We start from the raw sequence: 20,552 nt of genomic DNA, 5'->3' as shown, positions 1-20,552 counted from the left end.
GGCTACGCCTGCCCGAGGACACGTGTGGCCGTGGCCATCGCCTGGCCCGCGGCGGGATAGCCGATGTACGGGACCGTGTGCAGGACGGCCTCCAGGATCTCGTCCGGGGTGAGCCCGTTGGCCCGGCCGGCCCGGACGTGGTTGCCGATCTCCGTCTGGTGCCCCTGGGCCATCAGCACGCCGAGGGTGATCAGGCTGCGGTCGCGCCGGGCGAGCCCCGGACGGGTCCATATGTCGCCGAAGACATGCTCCAGCGCCAGTCGGCCCATGCCGGCCGCGGCGCCTTCTCCCGCCTGCATGGCCTTCATGTTCGCGGCCAGGAACTCCTCGCCCAGCATCTCCGCCACGACGCCTTCGCCCGCCGCCTGCCGCTCAGCAGCCGTACGGTCCGCGTCGACGGCCCCGGTCTTGCTCATGCCTGTTCTCCGTTCTCGGGTGCGGGTGCGGGTGCGCTCAGACGGGCCAGCATGCCCAGGCCGGTCGAGGCGGTGGTGCCGGCGTCCACCGGGATCACCGTGCCGGTGATCCACCGTGACTCGGGGCTCGTCATGAACAGCGCGGCCCAGGCCAGGTCCCAGGCGTTGCCCTCCCGGCCGAGGTAGTTGGCCTTGCGTCGCAGTTCCCTGCCCCCTGCCCCGCCCTGGTCGCCCATGGGGGTGTAGAGGTGCCCGGGGACCAGGCAGTTGACCCGGATGTTGTCCGGTCCCCAGCTGTAGGCCAGGTCGACGGTCATGGACTGCAGGGCGCCCTTGCTGGCGCCGTAGGCACCCGTGCCGAAGCCGCGCAGGCCCGCGATGGAGGAGACGTTGACGATCGCTCCCCCACCGCTGCGCACCAGGTGCGGGTGGGCAGCGCGGGACACCAGCATGGGGGCGGTCGCGTTGACGGCGAAGACACGGTCCCAGTCGGCACGGGTGGCCGTCATGATGTCGCCGTTGGGGGTGACGCCCGCGTTGTTGACCACCGCGTCCAGCCGGCCGGCGGTGAGGGCGAAGGCGTCCACGGCGTCGCGGACGGCGTCCTCGTCGGTGAGGTCGGCGACCAGGGTGACCGCCTTGCCGCCGGCGTCCTCGACGAGGGTTCGGGTGTGGTCGGCACGCTCCTCGCTGACGTCGAGGAGTCCGACCGTGGCCCCCTGAGCCGCGAGGAGAAGCGCGGTCGCGGCTCCCGTGCCGAGGAAGTCGCCACTGCTGCCGGCGCCGGTGACCAGCCCGGCCAGCCCCTGCATGCGCGTACCGTGACCGTCGACGTAGCCGCCGACGGCGTGTGTCCCGGCGCTCACCAGGTCACCGGCAGGGACTTGAGGCCGTAGACGGCGGTCTCGCTCTTGAAGTCCAGTTCGTCCTGGGCGACGGCCAGGCGCAGCCCGGGGATCCGCTCGAACAGGCGCGGCCAGGCCACCTCCATCTCCACCCGGGCCAGGTTCTGGCCCAGGCACTGGTGGGTGCCGAAGCCGAAGGCGACGTGGTTGCGCGGGTTGCGGGCGATGTCCACCTGGTCGACCGGGCACTCGTCCGTCTTGAAGGCGTCCGGGTCGTGGTTGCCGGCGACGAGCGAGACGATGACGCCCTCGCCCTCGCGGACCAGCTGCCCGCCGATCTCGACGTCTTCGAGGGCGACCCGGCGCGGGTTGATGGCGACGATGCTCCAGTAGCGCAGCATCTCCTCCACCGTGCTGGCGGCCAACTCCGGGTGCTCGCGCAGCCGTTCGCGCTGGTCGGGATTGACCAGCAGGGCGGTCAGCCCCAGGCCCAGCATGTTGGCGGTGGTCTCGTGGCCGGCCCCGGTCAGCAGCGCGACCAGGCCGGGCATGGTCTCGGGCGGGAAGCCGTCCGGCCCGGAGTGGTCCGCGAGCAGCCGGCTGATCATGTCGTCCCCAGGGGCACGGCGCTTACGCTCGATGAGGTCCGTGTAATAGGCGATCGCCTCCTTCTGCCCCTCGACGCGCTCCTCGTGCGTGGCGGTCAGGTCGGTGCCGAGGTCCGCGTGCTTCTGGAAGACCTCGCGGTCCTCGTAGGGGACGCCCAGGATGACGCAGATGGCCCGGGACGGCAGCCCCAGCGCGAACTCCTTGACGAAGTCGACGGGCCCGCCCTTGGCGAGTATCTCGTCGATCAGTTCATCGGTGATCCGCAGGAGTTCGTCGCGCATGGCCCGGGTGCGCTTGACGCTGAACTCCCGGGTCAGCATCTGGCGCAGCCGCACGTGCTCGGGGTCGTCCAGCCGCAGGAAGAGACCGCCCTGCTCCTCGCGCTGGGTGGACCAGTCGAGCGGGTACTTGGGGTGGCGCACGTCGGCGCTGAACGCCTGGCTGCCCAGCACGGCACGCACGTCCTCGTGGCGGGTGGCCAGCCAGTGCTGCGAACCGTCCCAGATGGTGACCTTGTGCAGACCGCCGGTCTCACGGAACTCCGTGTACTTCGGCGGCGCGCTGAAGGGACAGGTGCGCGCGGCCGGGAAGAAGGGTGCGTCCTCGGCGGGTGCCGGGGTGGGGGGTGCTGAAGTGGTCATGTCGTCTTGCCTTTCCTTCGAACGCCTTTGTCCTACAGGGGAGTTGCCGATACGCGGTCCGCCGGCGCGGCGGCGGGGGTCTCGTCGGGCCAGGGCGCCCGGTCGACGACGGCCTGTCGCCAGGTGCGCAGCGCGCGAGCCATGCCGTTGCCCAGGACGCCGTCGACGGTGCGCGGCAGGCCGTCGGGGCCGCGATGGCCGTAGAGGCCGATGAACCTGCCTTCGGGGAGTGAGCCCTCCACGACCGTGAAGGCCATGTCCCGGCCGGTGGTGCCGTAGGACTGGAGCTTCAGGTCGTACTGGTCGGACCAGAAGTACGGCAGTGCGGGGAGCGTGGGCTCGGCGCCCAGCAGGGCTGCCGCGACCGCCCGGCCCTCCTCGGCGGCGGCCAGCCGGTGTTCGCTGCGCCGGTGGCGTCCGGACACCGGGTCGCGCCAGGCGGCCACGTCTCCGGCTGCCCAGATCCCGTCGGCGGCCTGGCCGTGCTCGTCGCACAGCACGCCCTCGACGCCGTCACGTTCCCGCTCGCCGAGCGGTACGCCGGAGTCGGCGAGCCAGGACACGGCCGGCCGGGCGCCGACGGCGACCAGGACGGTGGCCGCGTCGACGACACCGCCCTCGGTGAGCGCCACCCCGGTGGCCCGGCCGCCGTCGGCGAGTACCTCGGTGACGCCGACGCCGCAGCGCAGGTCCACGCCGGCGTCCTCGTGGCGCCGGGCGAGCAACCGCGCCATCTCCTCGCCGAGCACGCCGACCATGGGCAGCGGCAGCGGGTCGACCATCGTCACCGGCACGCCCAACCCGCGGGCCACGGCCGCCGCCTCGGCCCCGACGAAGCCTGCGCCCACGACGACGAGCCGCCCGCCCTGGGCGAGCGCCCCGCGCAGCCGGAGCGCGTCCGGGAGGTCGCGCAGCACCTGGACGCCGGCGAGTCCGGCGCCGAGGGACGCGGGATGCACCGCGCGGGCGCCGGTGGCGATCACCAGCGCGTCGTACTGCTGCCAGGTGCGGTCGGTCAGGTGCACCCGGCGCGAACCGGTATCGAGCCGGACCGCCGCCGTGCCGGGCAGGTGGGTGACGTCGAGGGCCTCCCACTGCTCGCTCGGGCGCAGCAGGAGCCGCTCCGTGTCCCACTCGCCGGCCAGCAACTGCTTCGACAGAGGCGGGCGGTCGTACGGCAGACCCGGTTCGTCGCCGATCAGGACCACCTCGCCCGTGAACCCGCGGCGGCGCACCTCCTCCACCACGGCGAGGCCCGCGGCCGACGCACCGACCACGACGAGCCGCCGTGGCTGCGGGGCGGCCGTCATGTCAGCCCTCCTCGATCAGGATCGCGGCGGCCGGACACACCTGGGCCGCTTCCCGCGCGGCGGCCTCCTGGTCCGTCCCCGGCGCCGGATCGAGCAGGACGACGATGCCGTCCTCGTCCCGCTGGTCGAACACCTCCGGTGCGACCAGCACGCACTGACCTGCGGCGCAGCATTTCTCTTCATCGACGGTGATCTTCATCTGACTGCCTTTCCCGAGAGCGCGTTCCAGGTCGTCCGTGGAGTCACCGAATGACCTGACAGTCGTCACCTTACGACTGACAGGCGAGCACCACAAGCAACGCGCGTCCGCCTCCGGGTTTGCTTACCGGCGGGGGCCTCCGTATCGTTCCGGAGGAATCGGAGGCGCTCTCCGTTTCCCCTGTGGCACACCGTGTCCTGCCCGAACGTGTCTCTCCCGCCGTCTCGGACGGCCCCCCACACGCAAAGGAAAGACAGCATGCGAGCAGTAGTAGTGACGGAGTTCGGCGGCCCTGAGCAGCTGCGCATCGCCGACCTGCCCGAGCCGCACCCCGGACCTGGCGAGGTGCGGATCCGGGTGCACGCGGCGGCCGTGAACCCGGCGGACATCGGTCTGCGCAGCCGTGGCCACCGCTTCGGTACCTGGGGCCCGCCGTACATCCTCGGTATGGACGCGGCAGGCGTGATCAGTGAGGTCGGCGAGGGGGTGCCGTGGCAGGTGGGTGACGAGGTGATGGCCGTCGTCGTGCCCTTCGGTCCGCACGGCGGGGCCTACGCGGACGAGGTCGTGGTGCCGGCCGAGTCCGTCGCCCGCATCCCGCGCGACACCGATTTCGTCCAGGCGTGCACTCTGCCCATGAACGGACTCACCGCCATGCTCGCGCTCGATCGGCTCGGACTGTCCGCGGGGCAGACACTGGCCGTGACCGGCTCGGCGGGGGCGTTCGGCGGATATGTGATCCAGCTGGCGAAGGTCGACGGCCTCAGGGTGGTCGGCGACGCGTCCGCCGACGACGAGACCCTGATCCGGAAACTGGGTGCCGACGAGGTCGTACGCCGCGGCGACGGCTTCGTCGGCGGGACGCGAGCCGTGGCGCCGGACGGCGTGGACGCCCTCGCCGACGGGGCGCTGCTGGGCCAGGCGGTCGAGGGAGCGGTGCGGGACGAGGGACAGATCGTGATCCCCAGCCCGTGGCCCTGGGAGGCGGAGCGCGGCATCGCCATCCGCCAGGTGCGCGTCCATGAGGAGTTCAAGAACCCCGGGCGACTCGACCGCCTGCGCCGGCTGGCCGAGCAGGGCGCGGTCACGCCGCGCGTGGCGGACGTGCTGCCGGTGGAGCGGGTCGCCGATGCGCATCGCAGGTTCGAGGCCCGTGGTGTGCGGGGGCGGCTGGTGCTCGACTTCAGTTCCTGAACACCGCGACACCAGCCGCAGAACCGGTCGCGACGCCCGCGGTCGAGCCCGCTCAGGTACGCGGTATCTCCTCAGCCGGCGGCACGGTCGTACGGCCGGGAGCCATGACCTGGGTCATGGTCATGCCGGGCAGCGCCGCCGCCGACGTCTCGGCGGCGTGCGCGACGTCGGCCGCCTCGATCTCGTACAGGGTCAGATACCGCCGGGTACCGCCGTCCTGGGCGGGCGGGCCGAAGACACTCGTGCCGGCGAGGCGCGGACGTCGCGCCGACACGGGACCCGGCGGGGCGGGCACCTGCGGGACATGGGCGGTGTCGTACCACTCGTCGTAGGCCGGTTCGGCTTCCTCGCTCACTGGTCCGCTCGTCACCACCAGGGTTCCCCGGGGCATGTACTCTCGTCGATCTCGATCAGGTGCGGGGCAGCGGTGTTCTAGGGTTCGGTCCATGCACACCTCCCCTCCGCCGCAGCGCACGGCCGTCCGATGACCGGCTCCACCGACGCCGTCACGCTGACCTGGCCGACGCCCTCGGTCGCCCTGCTCACCCTGAACCGCCCCGATGTCCGCAACGCCATGACCGAGGACCTCACCGCGGGTTGGCACGAGCACATCGAGCGGGTGCGCGAGGACGAGCGGGTGCGGGTGCTCGTGGTCACCGGGGCGGGCCCGTCGTTCTGCGCCGGCGCCGATCTGTCCTGGCTCGACCAGGCGTCCGAGAACGACGCCACCCCCGACCGCATCCGCCGCCGGATGCTGCCCTTCTACCGGACCTGGCTGGCCGCACGCGATCTCCCCGTCCCGGTGATCGCCGCCGTCAACGGCCCGGCGATCGGGGCCGGTCTCGCCCTCGCGCTCTCCTGCGACCTGCGCTACGCGGCGCCGACGGCCGCCTTCGCCGCACCCTTCATCCACCTCGGCACCCACACCGGCATGGCGATGACCGCCCTGCTCCCCGAGGCGATCGGTGCGACCCGGGCCCGGGAGATGCTCTACACCGGCCGGTCGGTGACCGCGCAGGAGGCACACGGCTGGGGGCTGGTCTCGGAGGTCGCCCAGGACGTGGTGGCCGAGGCGGTCGGCGTGGCCACCCGGCTCGCCGAGGCCGCCCCGATCGCGACCAGGCTGCTCAAGCGCGGGCTGGAGCAGGGCCGTTACGGCTTCAACGCGTCCCTGGAGTGGGAGGCGCTCGCCCAGCCGGTGTCGCTGACCACCCAGGACATCCATGAGGGGGTGCAGGCGCAGCGGGAGCACCGGCCGCCCCGTTTCCGGGACCGGTAGGGGTGACGCGGGAGAAGCCGGAGCCCGATGCTTCGATAGTTGTACAATTTTCCTCGACGTCGCTGCGGCGAACAGTCCCCCGTCCTCCCGGAAGGCCTGCCGATGCCCGCTCACACGGCCGCGACCGAGGCGAGCGCCCCGGTGCTGTTCAAAGCACTCGCGGACCCCGTCCGCTGGGACATCCTGCACCAGATCGCGGAGGCCGGGGTGCTGCCGGCGAGCGTCCTGGAGGACACGTTGACGGTATCGAAGCCGACGATCTCCTACCACATGAAGATCCTGGTCCAGGCGGGGATCGTCGAGTCCCGCAAAGAGAGCCGGAACTCGTACTACAGCCTGTGCCAACAGGTGCTCCACGATCTGGCCGAGTGCCTCCGTGGGGTGGCGGCCACTCCGCGGCCGTCCCCGGAGGAGCCCTCCGGGGACGGTCCCGGCCAGGTGCAGCTCACCACCTGGTGAGCCGTTCCGCACGGTCACGCGGGGCCGAACGCGAGCAGTGTCCAGTCGTCGGTCGCGTCCACATACCGCACCCGCACCGGATCGCCGATCGCGACCTTCTCCGGGTCGACGTCGAGCAGACCGCCGACCATCCGGAAGCCCTCGGCCATCGTGACGTGCGCGATCACGTACGGAGCCGTGGCCTGGTAGGCCTTCGTCGGCCCGCGCCGCACCACGGAGTACGTGTAGATGTGCCCGTCCCCGCTCACCGGTGCCCAGGTCGCGGCCGTGGCCTGGCACGACGGGCAGATCTCCTTGGGGACATAGCGGTGGACCCCGCACGCGTCGCACCGCTGCACCCTGACGTCGTGCGCCTTCAGGGACTCCCAGAACGGGGCCTGCCAGGCCGGGATGTCCTCCGGCAGGAACAGTTCGTAGCCGGTCATGTCACGCCTTTCCGAGGATCGCCGAGAAGTTGTTCTGCATGGCGCCGCCGACGCCGTTGAGATAGGCCAGCTCCGCGTCCGGCACCTGCCGGTCGCCCGCGTCGCCGCGTAGTTGCTCCACGAGTTCGACCAGCGTGAACAGTCCGCAGGAAGCGGCGTGGCTGAAGGAGAGGAAGCCGCCCGCCGTGTTGGTGGGCAGGACCCCGCCCGGCCGCAGCGCGCCCGACTCCACGAACGGCCCCGACTCGCCGACCGCGCAGAACCCGGCCGACTCCAGCCCGAACAGGACGTTGACGGTGAAGTGGTCGGCGATTCCGGCCACGTCGATGTCGGAGCGCTCGACCCCGGCCGTGCCGAACGCGGTGTCGGCGGCCAGCCGCGCCGCCGGGAACGTGGCCAGGTCCGGGGCGGCGTTCGGGTCGATGTGGCTGTGGCCCTCGCCGTAGCCGAGGACCTCCACCGGGGTGTGCCTCAGGTCCCGGGCCCGGTCGAGGGTGGTGACCACGACCGCGCCGGCGCCCTGGTTGATCGCACAGCAGTCGAGCAGGTGCAGGGGGTCGGCGATCATCCGTGAGTTCAGGACGTCGTCGACGGTGAGCTCCCCGCGGTGCCCGTGCACCGACAGCGGATGGCGTACGGCGCCCATCCGCTGGGCGACGGCCACTTCGGCGAGTTGCCCGGGTGTGGTGCCGTACTCGTACATGTGCCGCATGGCGAGCACCGCGTAGTCGGACACCCGGGTCGTTCCGAAGACGTACTCGTAGGGGCCGCTGAGCTTGGCCATCGCCTTGACGGCGTCGTCGCGGTTCGCGCTGGTGTAGCCGGCCGCCTGTCCGGCGGCGGCGGTGGCGATGACGACGGTCTCGGCCAGGCCCGCCGAGACGGCGTACGCGGCGAGGTGCACTCCGGCCGCGGCGGCCGAGGCGCCCAGCGAGGTGGCGGCGTGGAACCGGAGTGGCTTGCCGAGGGTGTCGTAGCCGAGCGCCGCCCCGGGCAGGTTGGACCGGATGCCCGCGCCCTCGGGGTGCTCGCCCACCAGCCCGTCGATCTCGGCCACCGCGAGTCCGGCGTCGGCGCACGCGCCCGCCACCGCCTCCCACCACACCTGCGGCTGGCTTCGGCCGGAGAGATCACCCTGCTCGGTGAGGTGCACTCCTGCGATCACCGCGCGGCGACTGAGCTTGATCACGTGTTCGTTCCTTCCACGAGAGGCACAAGGGCCAGAGGGTTCACGGGAGTTCAGATGCCGCGCAGGCGCCCGGCGGTCGCCGCGTCGAGCCTGCGGGCACGGTCGCCCACGGCCGCGGTGGCCAGGGCGTCCGCGATCCGGGCGCGCAGGTGCCCGGCCCGCCCCGGCGGCCGCACGTCGGCCAGGGCGTCGACGAGGCCCAGGCGGCGCAGGTCCTCGGCGCGGATGCCCAGGGAGCGGGCCAGGTCCGGGGCGCGGGCGGCGTCGCCGCCGAGGATGACCGCGGCGGCCTCCGGGCCGATCACCGAGAACACCGCGTCGTCCAGCAGGAAGAGCCGGTCCGCGTGGGCGAGGGCCATGGCTCCGCCGCTGCCGCCCTCGCCCACGCAGACCGCGACGGACACGGACGGCAGCTCGGACATCGCCCGCAGGGTGCGGGCGATCTCGCCGCCGATGTCGTCGGCCTCGGCGTCCGGTCCGGGCTCGGCGCCCGGGGTGTCGATCAGGGTGAGCAGCGGCAGCCCCAGTCTCCCGGCCAGGGCGACCGCGCGCCGGGCCGTGCGGTAGGCGGCCGGACCGGGCCGGGCCGCGCCGTCGGACCTGGCGTGCCGGTCCATCGCGACCACGACGAGGCGCACGCCGTCCAGGCGGGCGAGCCCGGCCCGGATCGCCGGGTCGGTGCCGTGCAGTTCGACCCATGAGCCGGTCAGGGCAGCCGCCCACTCCAGCCCCGACGGCCGGTCGGACCGCCGCACCCGCCGCAGAGCCTCCCAGGCGTCCCGCGGTACGGCGGCCCCGAACGGCTCGTAGGAGTCGGGCCCGGCACGGCGCAGCCGTAGCGGGGTGTCGGTGTGGCCGAGCGCCGCGGAGATCCAGGGTTCCTCGTCCGGCTCGTCCAGCAGGGCGTCGACCAGGCCGTGCGCGTAGGCCGCCTCGGCCGTATGGGAGTTGGGGGGCGGCAGTTGGCCGGTCACCCGCTCGACGACGAGGGGGCCGCCGAAGCCGATGGTGGCTCCCCGGCGAGCGGCCCGCAGGTCCGGCTGGGAGCCCCAGGAGGCGAGTACGCCTCCGGTGGTCGGTGAGCGGAGCACCCCGACGGAGAGCAGACCGGCGCGGGCGTGCGCGGCGGCGGCGTCGGTCGTGCGCGCCATCTGGACCAGGCTGAGCATGCCCTCCTGCAGCCGGGCGCCGCCGGTCGCGATCAGGGTGATCACCGGGGTGCGCAGGTCGGTCGCCCGATGGTAGGCGCGTACGATCCGTTCACCGGCGACCGTGCCCATGGTGCCGCCGTGCCGGTCGAAGCGGCACTCGACGAGGACGGCCTTGGTGCCGCCGAGGTCCACCAGCCGGGTGTCCACGGACTCGGCGCCCACCCGGTCCAACTGCTCGGCGTAGCCCGGGAAATGGAGCGGGTCGGAGGAGGCGAGGTCGAGGTCGAAGCGTTCCAGAGTGGTCAGGGAGTCGGCGCTCAGCGCACTCATCACGCGGTCCTCAGCAGGCACAGCCCGTCCACGGCGACCGGCCCGTCGGCGGTGATGACCAGCGGGTTGATGTCGAGCGAGTCGATCCAGTCCCGGCCGCCCGCGGCCAGGTCCCCGGCCGCGCGCAGCACGTCGGCGAGGCGGGCGCGGTCCCAGGCCGGGGCGCCGCGGAAGCCGTCCAGCACCCCGGTGGCGTCGAACTCGCCGATCAGCTCCCGTGCTGTGGTCTCGTCGAAGGGGGCCAGCCGTCCGCCGACCTGCTTGAGCAGTTCCACGAACACCCCGCCGAGACCGAACGCGGTGAGCGGGCCCAGCTCCGACGCCCCCTGCACGCCGATGAACGCCTCGCCGTGCCCGGCGACCATCTCCTGGACGGCCACGGTGGCGGGCAGGCCGTCCCGGCGGGCGATCTCCCGGAGTTCGGCCGTCGCGTCGGCGAGGCCGTCGTCCGGCACGTTCAGCCGCACCGCCGAGTGCTCGGTGCGGTGCGCGACGTCGGCGAGCTTCACGACGTACGGGCCCGGGAAGCCCGGGTGGGCGACCGCGCCGTCGAACACCGCCCAGCGGGCGACCGGGACACCGGAGTCGGCGAGCAACCGCATGGTGGCGGCGAACGACAGCATCCGGCCCTCGGGGATGTCGTGCACGGCGCCCTCGGGCACGGGCAGGGCGGGGACCGTGGCCGCCGGCCGGACTTGTTGCCCGCGCCGGTGTGCCCGGACGAAGCGGCCCATCGTGTGCAGCCCGCGCAGACAGCCCAACAGGCCGTTGCCGACCGCGACTTCGCAGGCGCGGTGGTCCTCCAGCCAGGTGCCGGCGGTGCCGGCCAGGGGGGCGACGACGAACGGCTTGCCGGGCAGGCGGGACCCGGCGGCGGCGAAGACGTCGGCCATGCGGCGGTTCATGATGTCCCAGTCGGCGTGCTGGCTGGTGAACAGCAGGGCGTCCACCGCGGGTTCGGCCGCATAGCCGTCGACGATCGACTCCCACAGGCCGGGGATCGAGTCGGCGAACCCGGTGGCGTCCAGGGGGTTGGGCAGCGGCCGGCCGGGCACGGTGTCGGCGAGCGGCTGGAGTTGCTCCAAGGCGGGTATGTCGACGCCGATGTCCTCGGCGAGATCGCTGGCGAGCTGGGCGAAGCCGCCGGTGGCGGTGAGGACGGCGAGCCCGCGCACCTCGGTCCAGCGCTGCCGCGGGAGTTGTTCGAGGAACTGCACCCGGTCCACCAACTCCTCTATGTCGTTGGCGAGTTGGATCCCGGCCTGGCGCAGGGCGGTCTCGTAGACCCAGGCGTCGCCCACCAGGCTTCCGGTGTGCGAGGCCGCCATCTTCCGGGCCCGCGCCGACCGTCCCATCTTGACGGCGACGATCGGCTTGCCGGCCGCGAGCGCCCGTGCGGCGGCGGCGAAGAACGCCTCGGGCCGGCGGATCTTCTCCAGGGCCAGCGCGATGACCGTGGTGCGGTCGTCGTCGACGAGGAAGTCCAGATAGTCGGCGAGATCCGTGACGGCCTCGTTCCCGGCCGAGATCAGCAGGTTGAGCCCGACTCCGCCGGGGCGGTGGCCGGCGGCGCCGATGGCCTCGATCATCGCGCCGCTGTGGGTGACGGCCGACAGCCCGCCCGGCCGGCGCTCGAACGGCGCGAGCATCGTCATGTTGACCTCGTCGGGCACGTTGATCACACCGACGCCGTTCGGCCCGACCACCGGCAGGCCCGCGGCGCGGGCGATGTCCGCCATCCGTGCCTGGAGCAGCGTCCCCTCCTCGCCGCTCTCCGCGAAGCCGCCGGCGATCGTGACCACTCCCCCGGCACCGATCGCCGCGGCCTGCTCCACGACGGTCACCGTGCGGGCGGCGGACACCGCGCTGAACACGACGTCCACGGGCTGGGCCAGCTCGGTGAGGTCCGGCACCGACGGCCGGCCGAACAGCGTGTCGAACTTGGGGTGGACGAAGAGCGTCTCGGTGCTGCCGCTCAGCGTCCGCCGCACGCTGTGGGCGTACGGCGAGGCCTCGGAGACGCCGACGTAGGCGACGGAGCGGGGCTTCAGCGTGCGATGCAGGGCTGTGGGGGCGGTCGGGGGCGTGGGGGCTGGTGAGGACGAGGTCGGTGACGACATGACGGGGCCTGGGCCTTTCGGTCTGGGGGACGGCAGGGGGACCGAGACGCTCCGGTGGCGTCACGGCATCGCCGTCGCGCTCGTGAGGTACTGGCTGAGCTGCCGGGCGGTACGGCACTCCGCGACCAGGTCGCAGCAGGCCCGGTAGGCGGACATGGCCGAGTCGCCGGTGTCCCAGTCGGAGCGGGGTTCCGGGTTGAGCCACCACACCTGGCCGGCGCGGCGGGCGAGCGCGGCCAGGTCCTCGGTGCCGGGTGCGTGGTAGTTGGTGCGCGCGTCGCCGAGGACGACGAGGGTGGTGCGGTGGTCGAGCGTGCCGCCGTGGCGCGAGCGGAACGACGCGAGGACATGGCCGTAGTCGGAATGGCCGTCGATCCTGGTCAGTTCGGGCAGTTCCCGGACGTGCTCGCGCACGGCCCGGATGGTCGGGGTGTGCCGCAGCAGGCCGGTGATCTCCGCGACGCCCTCGACGAACACGAAGCACCGGGCCGCCCCGTCGGCTCCGGTGACCGCCTGCAGAAAGCTCAGCGCGAATCCGGCGAACGCCGACGCGGATCCGGACACGTCCGCCAGCACGACGAGCCGGTGACGGGGCGGGCGTCGGGGCCTGCGGACGAGGTCGACGGGGACCCCGCCGTGGCGCTGTGCCCGGCGGAGTGTCCGGCGCTGGTCGATCCGCCCGGGACGGCGCCGGTGGCGGCGACGGGCCACCGCCACGCGGGCCAGCCGCTCGACGACCCCTTGCAGGGCGGCGAGTTCACCGTCCGAGGCCGCCATGAGGTCGGTGTCGGCGGGGAGCGTCGTACGGATCCGGCGGGCCAGGGCCGCCGGGCCCTGGTCGGCGGCGAGCAGCCGTCTGACCTCGGACTCTACGGCCTGGCGCAGATCGCGTACGGCGATCTCCCGTGCCGCCCTCCCCTGTGCGCCGTCCGCCTCGGTGGGCCTGGTGAGGCCGATCCGGCGGAGGGTTCGCGTCACGTAGTACTCGCCGCCCACCGGGCGTCCGGGTTCGACGCCGGCCCAGCGGCGGACCGCTTCCCCGGCGAGGAGCCGGCGGCGCAGTCGGTCCGGTGTGCGCAGTTCCGCGGCGATGGACTCGGTCAGCGCGTTGTCGGTCATGGCCGCGAGGGGTCCGCCGGGGGCCGGGGCCGACGGTTCGGGGGCCGCCATGAAGAGGGGGAACAGCGTGTCGAACAGGGCGAGATGGCCCGCGTCCTTGATCAGCGTGGCCCGCAGGGCCGTGCGGACCGTCGGGAGCGCCCGCAGGTCGCACCGGGACAGCGCGGCCAGGGCGTCGGCGTGTTCGCCCGCGCTGATCCGGACCCCGGCCGTGCCGAGGGCGGTGACCAGTGCGTGGGTGCGGTCCCGCAGGGTGCCGGGCACCGGGCTCACCGTCCCTGGGCGCCGGGTAGGCTGCCGCCCACCATGACGACTCGTCCCACGGTTCTCCTCCACGGTTTCGCCAGTTCGTTCGCGCACGGCTGGGTCAGGTACGGCTGGGTCGAGCTGCTCGGCGACGAGGGTGCCGAGGCGGTGGCGGTGGAGCTGCCGGGGCACGGTGCGCGAGTGGGTGAACCGGTGGGCGACGCCGCCGGATTCCTCACGGGGACGGCGGCCCGGCTCGCACCGCACGGCGAGGTCGACGCGGTCGGTTTCTCCGCCGGCGCGCTCGTGCTGCTGCGGCTGGCCGCGCACGCCCCGGGGCTGTTCCGCCGGATCGTGCTGATCGGGGTCGGTGACGCGATGCTGGCCGGGGCGGCGGAGCAGACGCGGGCGATCGAGCGGGCGCTGGACGAGGTGTCCGGCACCCGGGGCGAGGGGACCGGCGCCCGGGAGGACGCACCCGGCGCGGGCCGGTCGTCCTGGCACCGCCTGGTGGCCGCCGGGCACAACTCCCCCGACGGGCTGCGGGCGTTCACCCGCTCCGGCCTCACCGACCTGTCCGGCACCGATCTCGGGCAGATCCGGGCCGAGGCGCTGTTCCTCACCGGCTCGCGTGATCCGGCGGGCATCCCGGACTCCCTGGTGGCGGCCGTCGGCGGGGCGAGGTTCGCGAGCGTACCGGGGGTGGATCACTTCGGTGCGCCGGGGGATCCCGCGGTGATGGGGCATGTGCTGGACTTCCTCACCCGGTGACGGCCATGTGCTCGTCGCCCCGGGAGCCGGCGTCGCGGGCGGCGAGTTCGGCGGCGAGGGCGTCGATGTCGGACTTGTTCTTGAGCAGGATGTTGGAGGTGCGCAGCAGCAACGCGTCGTCCAGCTCGTCGACGCCCATCGCCAGGAGGGCGCGGGCCCAGTCGATGCCCTCCGCGATGGAGGGCGCCTTGCGCAGGTCCAGGTCGCGCAGGAAGCGCAGGGCCCGCGCGACCTGCCCGGCGAGCCGCTCGTCGATCCCGGGCAGGCGGGTGGAGATGATCCGGCGTTCGCGTGCCTCGTCGGGATGGCCGAGGTGGAGGTAGAGGCAGCGGCGTTTGAGCGCCTCGGACAGCTCCCGGCTGCCGTTGCTCGTGAGGAGGACCAGCGGGGTCGTGGTGGCGCGGACGGTGCCCAGTTCGGGGATCGACACCTGGAAGTCGGACAGCACCTCCAGCAGCAGCGCCTCCGCCTCGGGCTCCAGGCGGTCCACCTCGTCGATGAGCAGGACCACGCGCTCGGGTGAGGTGATGGCCCGCAGCAGCGGCCGGGGCAGCAGGAAGTCGGCGCCGAAGACGTCGGTCTCCACCTGTTTCCAGGCCCGCCCGGTGTCGTCACCGCGCTCGGCCTGGATGCGCAGGAGCTGCTTGCGGTAGTCCCAGTCGTACAGGGCCTTGCCCTCGTCCAGCCCCTCGTAGCACTGGAGGCGGACCAGCTCCAGCCCCCGTACCGCCGCGACCGCGCGGGCCAGTTCGGTCTTGCCGGTGCCCGGCGGGCCCTCCACCAGCAGCGGTCGGCCCAGCAGGTCGGCCAGGGCGACGGTCAGCGCCGTGTCCTCGTCCGTCACATAACCCTGTTCGCCGAGCCCGGCCGACAGTTCCCCGGCGGCCGTCACCACGTCGTCCACGCCACCTCGTCCTTCCCTCGCCTCACCTCGTGCCCCGCCGCGCCCTCACACGCTGAGGCCCACCAGCCGGGTCTCCAGGTACTCGTGGATGCCTTCCTGCGCGCCTTCGCGGCCGATCCCGCTGTCCTTGACCCCGCCGAAGGGCGCGGCTGCCGAGGTCGGGTTGATGTCGTTGACGCCGACCATCCCGAACCTCAGCCGCTCGCAGGTCCGCAGGGCGCGGCCGATGTCGGTGGTGTAGATGTACGACGCGAGGCCGTAGGAGGTGTCGTTGGCCATGGCGATGACGTCGTCGTCATCGCCGAAGACGATGACCGGGGCGACCGGGCCGAAGGTCTCCTCGCGGTAGATCGTCATGTCCGGTGTCACCTCGGACAGCACGGTCGGCGCGTAGAAGTGCCCGTCGGCGAACTCGCCGTCGGTCAGGCGCTCTCCGCCGACCAGGACCTTGGCGCCACGCTGGACGGCGTCGCCGACCTGGCGTTCCATCCGGTCGACGGAGGCCGCGTCGATGAGGGGCCCGACGGTCACGCCTTCCTGATGGCCGTTGCCCGCGCGCATCCGGCCGATCCGGGCGGTGAACACGTCGAGGAACTCGGTGGCCAGTGAGGCGTGCACGAAGTACCGGTTCGGCACGATGCAGGCCTGGCCGGTGTTGAGCAGCTTGATCGCGGCGGCGCCCTTCGCGGCGTGCACGGGGTCTGCGTCGTCGAACACGATGAAGGGTGCGTGGCCGCCGAGTTCGAGGGAGATCCGCTTGAGCGAGCGGCCGGCGCCCTCGGCGAGCATGCGGCCCACGGCGGTGGATCCGGTGAAGGTCACTTTGGCGACCTTGGGATTGGTGGTGAACTCGGTGCCGACCGGCGCCGGATCGGCCACCGTCACCAGGTTGACCACGCCCGGCGGGACGCCGGCCTCCTCAAGGATCCGGAAGACCTCCACCGCGCACAGCGGTGTGGTCTCGGCCGGCTTGAGCACGACGGTGCATCCGGCGGCCAGGGCGGGCCCGACCTTCCGGGTGATCATCGAGATCGGGTAGTTCCAGGGGGTCACCGCGCCCACGACGCCCACGGGTTGGTGCTGGACGATGAACCGCTGGTCGGCCCGCGCGGAGGGGATCGTACGGCCGTAGACGCGCTTGGCCTCCTCGGCGAACCAGACGAGGAAGTCCGCCGCGTACCGCACCTCGGTGCGGGCGGCGCGCAGCGGCTTGCCCTGCTCGGTGGTCATCAACGTGGCGAGTTCCTCGGCCCGTTCGAGCATGAGCCGGTGTGCGCGGTAGAGGATCTCGGAGCGTTCGTAGGCGGTACGGGCGCTCCACGCCTCCAGGGCGTCGTGGGCCGCGTCGATCGCCTCGCGGACCTCGTCCACGGCGCCGGCCGCGACGGTGGCTATCTCGCGTCCGTTGGAGGGGTCGGTCACGGCGAACGCGGCCCCGTCGCGGGCGGGGCGCCAGGTTCCGCCGATGAAGAGCGACTCGACGAAGGGTACTTCGGACAAGAGGGGCTCCCTTGACGTACTGAAGTGAGGAGAAGGGTGAGGTGAGCGCGGACCGGGTGCGCGTCAGCGGAACTCGTGCCGCCGCGGGGCGAGCACGTCGCTCAGGTGTCCGCGCCGCTCGCCGTAGAGGCGTTCCAGCAGCAGGGCGCGCTTGAGGTACAGGTGCGCGTCGTGCTCCCAGGTGAAGCCGATGCCGCCGTGGACCTGGATGGCGTCGGCGGCGGTCTGCCGGGCGCCGCGCGTGGCGAGGAGGAACGCGCCGGCCGCGTGGAAGTCCGCGTCGGGAGCGGCACCTTCGGCGGACACCGCCGCGAAGAACGTCTGCGACCGGATGGCGTAGGCGGCCACCGCCATGTCCGCGCACCGGTGCTTGACGGCCTGGAAGGTGCCGATGGGCTTGCCGAACTGGGTGCGGCTCTGCGCGTGGGCGGCGCTCATGTCCCGCAACGCCTCGACCACGCCGAGGAGTTCGGCCGCCGCGAGCACACGCGCCCGGGTCAGTGTGCCGGGGCCGGGCAGCCGGGCGACCGTGGCACCGTACGACGGCACTCCGTACCGGCATCCCGGGTCGACGCCCTCGACCGGTTCGCGGCCGAGCACCTCGACGAGTTCGGCGCCGTCCGGTCCGACGGTCAGGGCCAGGTCCCCGGCGTGCGCGTCGACGGCGAGGCGTCCCGACACGAGCCCCACCCGGCGCTCTCCGCCGATGATGCCCTGCACGAGTTCCTCGTCCCCGGCCCCGGCGGCGACGTACGCGCCGAGCGCGCCGGACCGGAAGGGCCCGGCCGCGAGCGCCCTGCCCATCTCGACCAGGACAGTGGCCTCTTCGGGCAGTCCCAGGCCGACGCCCCCGAGGTGCTCGGGCACGCCCAGGCCCAGCCAGCCGAGTTCGGCCAGACGCGACCACAACGCGTCGTCCACGGCCGGACTCTCCTGGTCGGCCGCGAGCCTGCGTACGACCTCGATGGGCATCGCCTTGGACAGGACGTCCCGTACGGAGGTCCCGATCTCCTGCTGCTCCTCGGAGACGGTCAGATCGATCATCGCGGGATTCCCAACACGCGTTCGCCGATGATGTTGCGCTGGATGTCGATGGTTCCGCCGGCGATGGTGACGCCGAACTCGGCGAGCCAGTGCCTGGTCCAGGGGGCCCACTCCAGGGCGCGCGGGCCGAGGATGTCGAGGGCCAGCCAGGCCTGTTCCTGGGTCGCCTGCACGGCGAAGGTGCGGATGGCGGTCGTCTCGGGGCCCGGCTGCTCGCCCTTCTTCGCCGATCCGATCTGGAGGTACGCCATGGACCGTACGGCCGCCGCGTTGGCGCGGGCCACCGCCAGCCGGTCGGCGAGGCCCTCGTCGCGCAGCTGTCCCGTCTCCCGGGCGTGGGCGATGAGCTCGTCCACGAAACGGACCTGTTCCAGACGGTGGTTGAGGAACCCGGGGCCGCGCTCCGCGGACAGCGTCGACATCGCCACGCTCCAGCCGTTGTTGACCCGGTCGACGACGTTGGCGACCGGGACCCGCACCTCGTCGTAGAACACCTCGCAGTTGTGCGGGCGACCGTCGATGCTGGTGATGGGCCGGATGTCGATGCCCGGCAGCCGCATGTCCACGATCAGCCAGGTGAGCCCGCGGTGCCTGGACGCCTCGGGGTCGGTGCGCACCAGGAGTTCGCCGTAGTCGCAGAACTCCGCGTAGGACGTCCAGGTCTTCTGCCCCGTGATGACGATCTCGTCGCCGTCGACCACCCCGCGGGTCCGCAGACTCGCCAGGTCCGAACCCGCGTCCGGCTCGGAGAACCCCTGGCACCACGGCGCCTCGCCGCGCAGGATCCGCGGCAGATGGAACCGCTTCTGCTCCTCGCTGCCGCGCATGATCAGCGTCGGGCCGGCATGTCCGAAGGCGACGTCGAAGATGCTGTCGCGGGGCGCTCCGGCCCGCACCAGCTCCTCGTACCAGATGACCTGCTGACGTAGTGTCAGCCCGCGGCCGCCGTACTCGGGCTCCCAGTCGATCCCGGCCCAGCCGGCCTCGTACTGGCGCCGCTGCCAGGTGACGTCGTAGTCCCGGACCTCCGGGCCGTGGGTGATCGGCCGGGGTTCGTCCGGGACGTTCTCCTCCAGCCAGGTGCGTGCCTCCTCGCGGAATCCGTCGAGGTCGGCATCCCTGAGTACTTGCACCCTCCACACTCCTTAGATGTTTCTAGAACCATCTAAGGAAAATCCCGGCGAGTCAAGAGGTTCCACCCCTGGACACCGCCAGATCCGGAAGATACTTTCACATTATTCGAAGCATCTTGGGATGAAGGAGCACCATGAGCGACCTCCTCGTGGAACGCGACGGACACACGACCGTGTTCACCCTCAACCGCCCCGACGCGATGAACGCGCTCAGCCATGCGCTGCTGGCCGAACTGGCGGAAGGGCTGCGGGAGTTCGACGCCGACGACGACCAGCGGGTCGCGGTCGTCACCGGGGCGGGCACACGGGCGTTCAGCGCCGGTGCCGACCTCAAGGAGATGGCCTCGGACGGGGCCGCCGCGACGGCCCTGCCGATGTCCCGGCAGCCGGACATCGCGGGCGTCGCGGCCAGCGAGAAGCCGGTGATCGCCGCGGTCAACGGCCTGGCGGTGGCGGGAGGATTCGAGCTCGCCCTCTGTGCCGACATCCGGATCGCCGCGCGTTCGGCGTGGTTCGGGGTCTTCGAGGTGTCGCGCGGACTGCTGGCCGGGGTGGCCGTCAGTGTCCTGCCAAGGCTCATCCCCTACGGTGCCGCGATGGACCTCATGCTGTCCGGCGAGCGGCTGCCCGCCGAGGACGCCCACCGGCTGGGCCTGGTGCAGAAGGTCGTCGAACCCGAAGAGCTCCTGGACGCGGCGCTCGCCAAGGCTGCGGTGATCGCCTCGCATTCGCAGTCGGCCGTCCGGGGCACGAAGCAGGTTCTGAAGTACTGGCGCGATCTGCAACTGGCCGAGCAGCAGCGCGTGTACGAGGCGGTGACGCACCGGGTCCTCCTCTCCGGCGACTTCCTCGAAGGGCCGCGTGCGTTCGCGGAGAAGCGCGAGGCGTCGTTCGCGAAGAGCTGGCCCGATCCCTTCGCGGGCCGCTGAGGGAGCGGCCCCGGGGCTCAGGGGCGGGTCCCCTGAGCCCCCTGTCCTAGGAAGCCCGCCAGGACATAAGCGGTCAGTTCGTCCAGGAGCGGGCCTTCGTCACGGTCGGCGTCCAGTCCGAGGAAACGCTCGTCCAGCACCGCGGCCGAGAACACCATGCCGAAGGTGAGGCGCACGTAGCGGCGGAAGCCGGCCGGGTCCTGGCCGTGCTCGGTCAGCCCCGTGACCACCGTCTGCTCCAGAGCGAGGAACAGCTGATCGAGGGGGCTCTGCGGCACCAGCGCCGGACTGTGCGAGTACAACGTCACCAGACTCAGCAGCTCGCGCCTGTTCGCCCGCAGGAAGCGGAACAGCATGGTCACGTAGTCCCGGGTCAACTGCTCGTCGCTCAGACCCCGTTCGGTGCGCTGCTGGAACTCCTCGACGAACTCGGCCACCAGCTGGGAGAAGGGCTGGAACACCGACTGCTCGAAGAGTTCCTCCTTCGTCCGGAAGTGGCGGTACATCGTCTGCTCGGTGGCCTGGGCACGCTCCGCGATCTCCCGGGTGCGCGCGCCCTCGTAGCCACGCTCGCCGAAGACCTCCCGGGCGGCCCGCAGCAGATCCGCGCGCACGGCTTCCGTACTGCGTCGAGTCCGGCTCCGGCCCGGAGAACGGGTACCGGTCGCGCTGTCCTGGGTCATGATCCCTTCATGGTAGCCGCCGCGGCCCGGCTGGGCAGGACAGGGCAGGGCCGCGG

General features: G+C 72.5%; 21 protein-coding genes. 5 read left to right on the top strand and 16 right to left on the bottom strand.

The annotated features are described in order from the left end of the window. Positions 1–2: 2 nt before the first annotated feature. The 5 genes from ACGFZS_RS27090 to ACGFZS_RS27070 are packed head-to-tail and all read right to left on the bottom strand — an operon-like array spanning position 3 to position 4,020. Positions 3–416 carry a carboxymuconolactone decarboxylase family protein gene (locus ACGFZS_RS27090; RefSeq protein ID WP_393662145.1) on the bottom strand — a complete coding sequence of 138 codons (414 nt, stop codon included), beginning with the start codon at positions 414–416 and terminating at the stop codon, positions 3–5. Continuing rightward, on the bottom strand, positions 413–1,282 hold the full coding sequence (locus tag ACGFZS_RS27085) for an SDR family NAD(P)-dependent oxidoreductase (protein ID WP_393797282.1): 870 nt from the start codon (positions 1,280–1,282) through the stop codon (positions 413–415). Before ACGFZS_RS27085 ends, ACGFZS_RS27090 begins: the two co-directional genes overlap by 4 nt. Further along, positions 1,279–2,511 (bottom strand): cytochrome P450, encoded by a 1,233-nt coding sequence (locus ACGFZS_RS27080; protein ID WP_393662148.1) that lies wholly within the window; start codon positions 2,509–2,511, stop codon positions 1,279–1,281. The genes ACGFZS_RS27085 and ACGFZS_RS27080 overlap by 4 nt, the downstream gene beginning before the upstream one ends. Before the next feature lie 32 nt (positions 2,512–2,543). Next, positions 2,544–3,821, bottom strand: a complete 1,278-nt coding sequence (locus ACGFZS_RS27075; RefSeq protein WP_393662150.1) for an NAD(P)/FAD-dependent oxidoreductase — start codon at positions 3,819–3,821, stop codon at positions 2,544–2,546. A gap of 1 nt (position 3,822) precedes the next feature. Continuing rightward, the gene (locus tag ACGFZS_RS27070) at positions 3,823–4,020 is read right to left on the bottom strand and encodes a ferredoxin (RefSeq protein ID WP_393662152.1); all 198 of its coding nucleotides are present in this window, start codon (positions 4,018–4,020) and stop codon (positions 3,823–3,825) included. Positions 4,021–4,278: 258 nt separating this feature from the next. Between ACGFZS_RS27070 and ACGFZS_RS27065 the strand changes: the two genes are divergently transcribed. Then, on the top strand, positions 4,279–5,214 hold the full coding sequence (locus ACGFZS_RS27065) for an NADP-dependent oxidoreductase (protein WP_393662153.1): 936 nt from the start codon (positions 4,279–4,281) through the stop codon (positions 5,212–5,214). 52 nt (positions 5,215–5,266) lie between these two features. On the opposite strand, the gene ACGFZS_RS27060 is transcribed toward ACGFZS_RS27065, so the two are convergent. Continuing rightward, the gene (locus ACGFZS_RS27060; RefSeq protein ID WP_393797281.1) at positions 5,267–5,605 is read right to left on the bottom strand and encodes a hypothetical protein; all 339 of its coding nucleotides are present in this window, start codon (positions 5,603–5,605) and stop codon (positions 5,267–5,269) included. Positions 5,606–5,698: 93 nt separating this feature from the next. Here ACGFZS_RS27060 and ACGFZS_RS27055 point away from each other — a divergent pair, with 93 nt between their 5' ends. Together ACGFZS_RS27055 and ACGFZS_RS27050 are read left to right on the top strand one after the other, a co-directional pair. Beyond that, positions 5,699–6,493, top strand: a complete 795-nt coding sequence (locus ACGFZS_RS27055; RefSeq protein WP_393662155.1) for an enoyl-CoA hydratase/isomerase family protein — start codon at positions 5,699–5,701, stop codon at positions 6,491–6,493. Positions 6,494–6,595: 102 nt separating this feature from the next. Further along, positions 6,596–6,952, top strand: a complete 357-nt coding sequence (locus ACGFZS_RS27050) for an ArsR/SmtB family transcription factor (RefSeq protein WP_393662156.1) — start codon at positions 6,596–6,598, stop codon at positions 6,950–6,952. Positions 6,953–6,966: 14 nt separating this feature from the next. On the opposite strand, the gene ACGFZS_RS27045 is transcribed toward ACGFZS_RS27050, so the two are convergent. From ACGFZS_RS27045 to ACGFZS_RS27025, 5 genes are read right to left on the bottom strand one after another with little or no spacing between them, the layout of a single operon-like run. After that, on the bottom strand, positions 6,967–7,377 hold the full coding sequence (locus ACGFZS_RS27045) for a Zn-ribbon domain-containing OB-fold protein (RefSeq protein WP_393797280.1): 411 nt from the start codon (positions 7,375–7,377) through the stop codon (positions 6,967–6,969). A gap of 1 nt (position 7,378) precedes the next feature. Beyond that, positions 7,379–8,566, bottom strand: a complete 1,188-nt coding sequence (locus tag ACGFZS_RS27040) for an acetyl-CoA acetyltransferase (protein WP_393662159.1) — start codon at positions 8,564–8,566, stop codon at positions 7,379–7,381. A gap of 50 nt (positions 8,567–8,616) precedes the next feature. Then, the gene (locus ACGFZS_RS27035) at positions 8,617–10,047 is read right to left on the bottom strand and encodes a carboxyl transferase domain-containing protein (protein WP_393662160.1); all 1,431 of its coding nucleotides are present in this window, start codon (positions 10,045–10,047) and stop codon (positions 8,617–8,619) included. Beyond that, positions 10,047–12,167: an acetate--CoA ligase family protein gene (locus ACGFZS_RS27030; protein WP_393797279.1), complete on the bottom strand. Its 2,121-nt coding sequence runs from the start codon at positions 12,165–12,167 to the stop codon at positions 10,047–10,049. Before ACGFZS_RS27030 ends, ACGFZS_RS27035 begins: the two co-directional genes overlap by 1 nt. Positions 12,168–12,227: 60 nt before the next feature. Beyond that, entirely contained in the window at positions 12,228–13,550 is a 1,323-nt protein-coding gene (locus tag ACGFZS_RS27025; RefSeq protein WP_393662165.1) for a VWA domain-containing protein, read from the bottom strand. A 42-nt stretch (positions 13,551–13,592) separates the two neighbouring features. Between ACGFZS_RS27025 and ACGFZS_RS27020 the strand changes: the two genes are divergently transcribed. Beyond that, the gene (locus tag ACGFZS_RS27020) at positions 13,593–14,303 is read left to right on the top strand and encodes an alpha/beta fold hydrolase (RefSeq protein WP_393797278.1); all 711 of its coding nucleotides are present in this window, start codon (positions 13,593–13,595) and stop codon (positions 14,301–14,303) included. Here ACGFZS_RS27020 and ACGFZS_RS27015 read toward each other — a convergent pair. The 4 genes from ACGFZS_RS27015 to ACGFZS_RS27000 form a co-directional block, all read right to left on the bottom strand. After that, positions 14,293–15,198 (bottom strand): AAA family ATPase, encoded by a 906-nt coding sequence (locus tag ACGFZS_RS27015; RefSeq protein ID WP_393797372.1) that lies wholly within the window; start codon positions 15,196–15,198, stop codon positions 14,293–14,295. The two genes, ACGFZS_RS27020 and ACGFZS_RS27015, sit on opposite strands and share 11 nt — an antisense overlap. Positions 15,199–15,252: 54 nt before the next feature. Next, a complete protein-coding gene (locus tag ACGFZS_RS27010; protein ID WP_393797277.1) occupies positions 15,253–16,707 on the bottom strand; it encodes an NAD-dependent succinate-semialdehyde dehydrogenase in 1,455 nt (484 codons plus the stop codon). A 63-nt stretch (positions 16,708–16,770) separates the two neighbouring features. After that, positions 16,771–17,751, bottom strand: coding sequence for an acyl-CoA dehydrogenase family protein (locus tag ACGFZS_RS27005; RefSeq protein ID WP_393662171.1), 981 nt, complete (start codon positions 17,749–17,751; stop codon positions 16,771–16,773). Next, on the bottom strand, positions 17,748–18,884 hold the full coding sequence (locus ACGFZS_RS27000; RefSeq protein ID WP_393662173.1) for an acyl-CoA dehydrogenase family protein: 1,137 nt from the start codon (positions 18,882–18,884) through the stop codon (positions 17,748–17,750). Before ACGFZS_RS27000 ends, ACGFZS_RS27005 begins: the two co-directional genes overlap by 4 nt. Positions 18,885–19,018: 134 nt before the next feature. On the opposite strand from ACGFZS_RS27000, the gene ACGFZS_RS26995 reads away from it, so the two are divergent. Continuing rightward, positions 19,019–19,813 carry an enoyl-CoA hydratase/isomerase family protein gene (locus ACGFZS_RS26995; protein ID WP_393662175.1) on the top strand — a complete coding sequence of 265 codons (795 nt, stop codon included), beginning with the start codon at positions 19,019–19,021 and terminating at the stop codon, positions 19,811–19,813. A 17-nt stretch (positions 19,814–19,830) separates the two neighbouring features. Here ACGFZS_RS26995 and ACGFZS_RS26990 read toward each other — a convergent pair whose 3' ends face one another. Beyond that, positions 19,831–20,427, bottom strand: coding sequence for a TetR/AcrR family transcriptional regulator (locus tag ACGFZS_RS26990; RefSeq protein WP_393662176.1), 597 nt, complete (start codon positions 20,425–20,427; stop codon positions 19,831–19,833). Positions 20,428–20,552 lie beyond the last annotated feature (125 nt).

The sequence above is a fragment of the Streptomyces sp. NPDC048288 genome (genome assembly GCF_043201555.1).
Taxonomy (GTDB): domain Bacteria; phylum Actinomycetota; class Actinomycetes; order Streptomycetales; family Streptomycetaceae; genus Streptomyces.
This window is presented reverse-complemented; position numbering and strand designations above follow the sequence as displayed.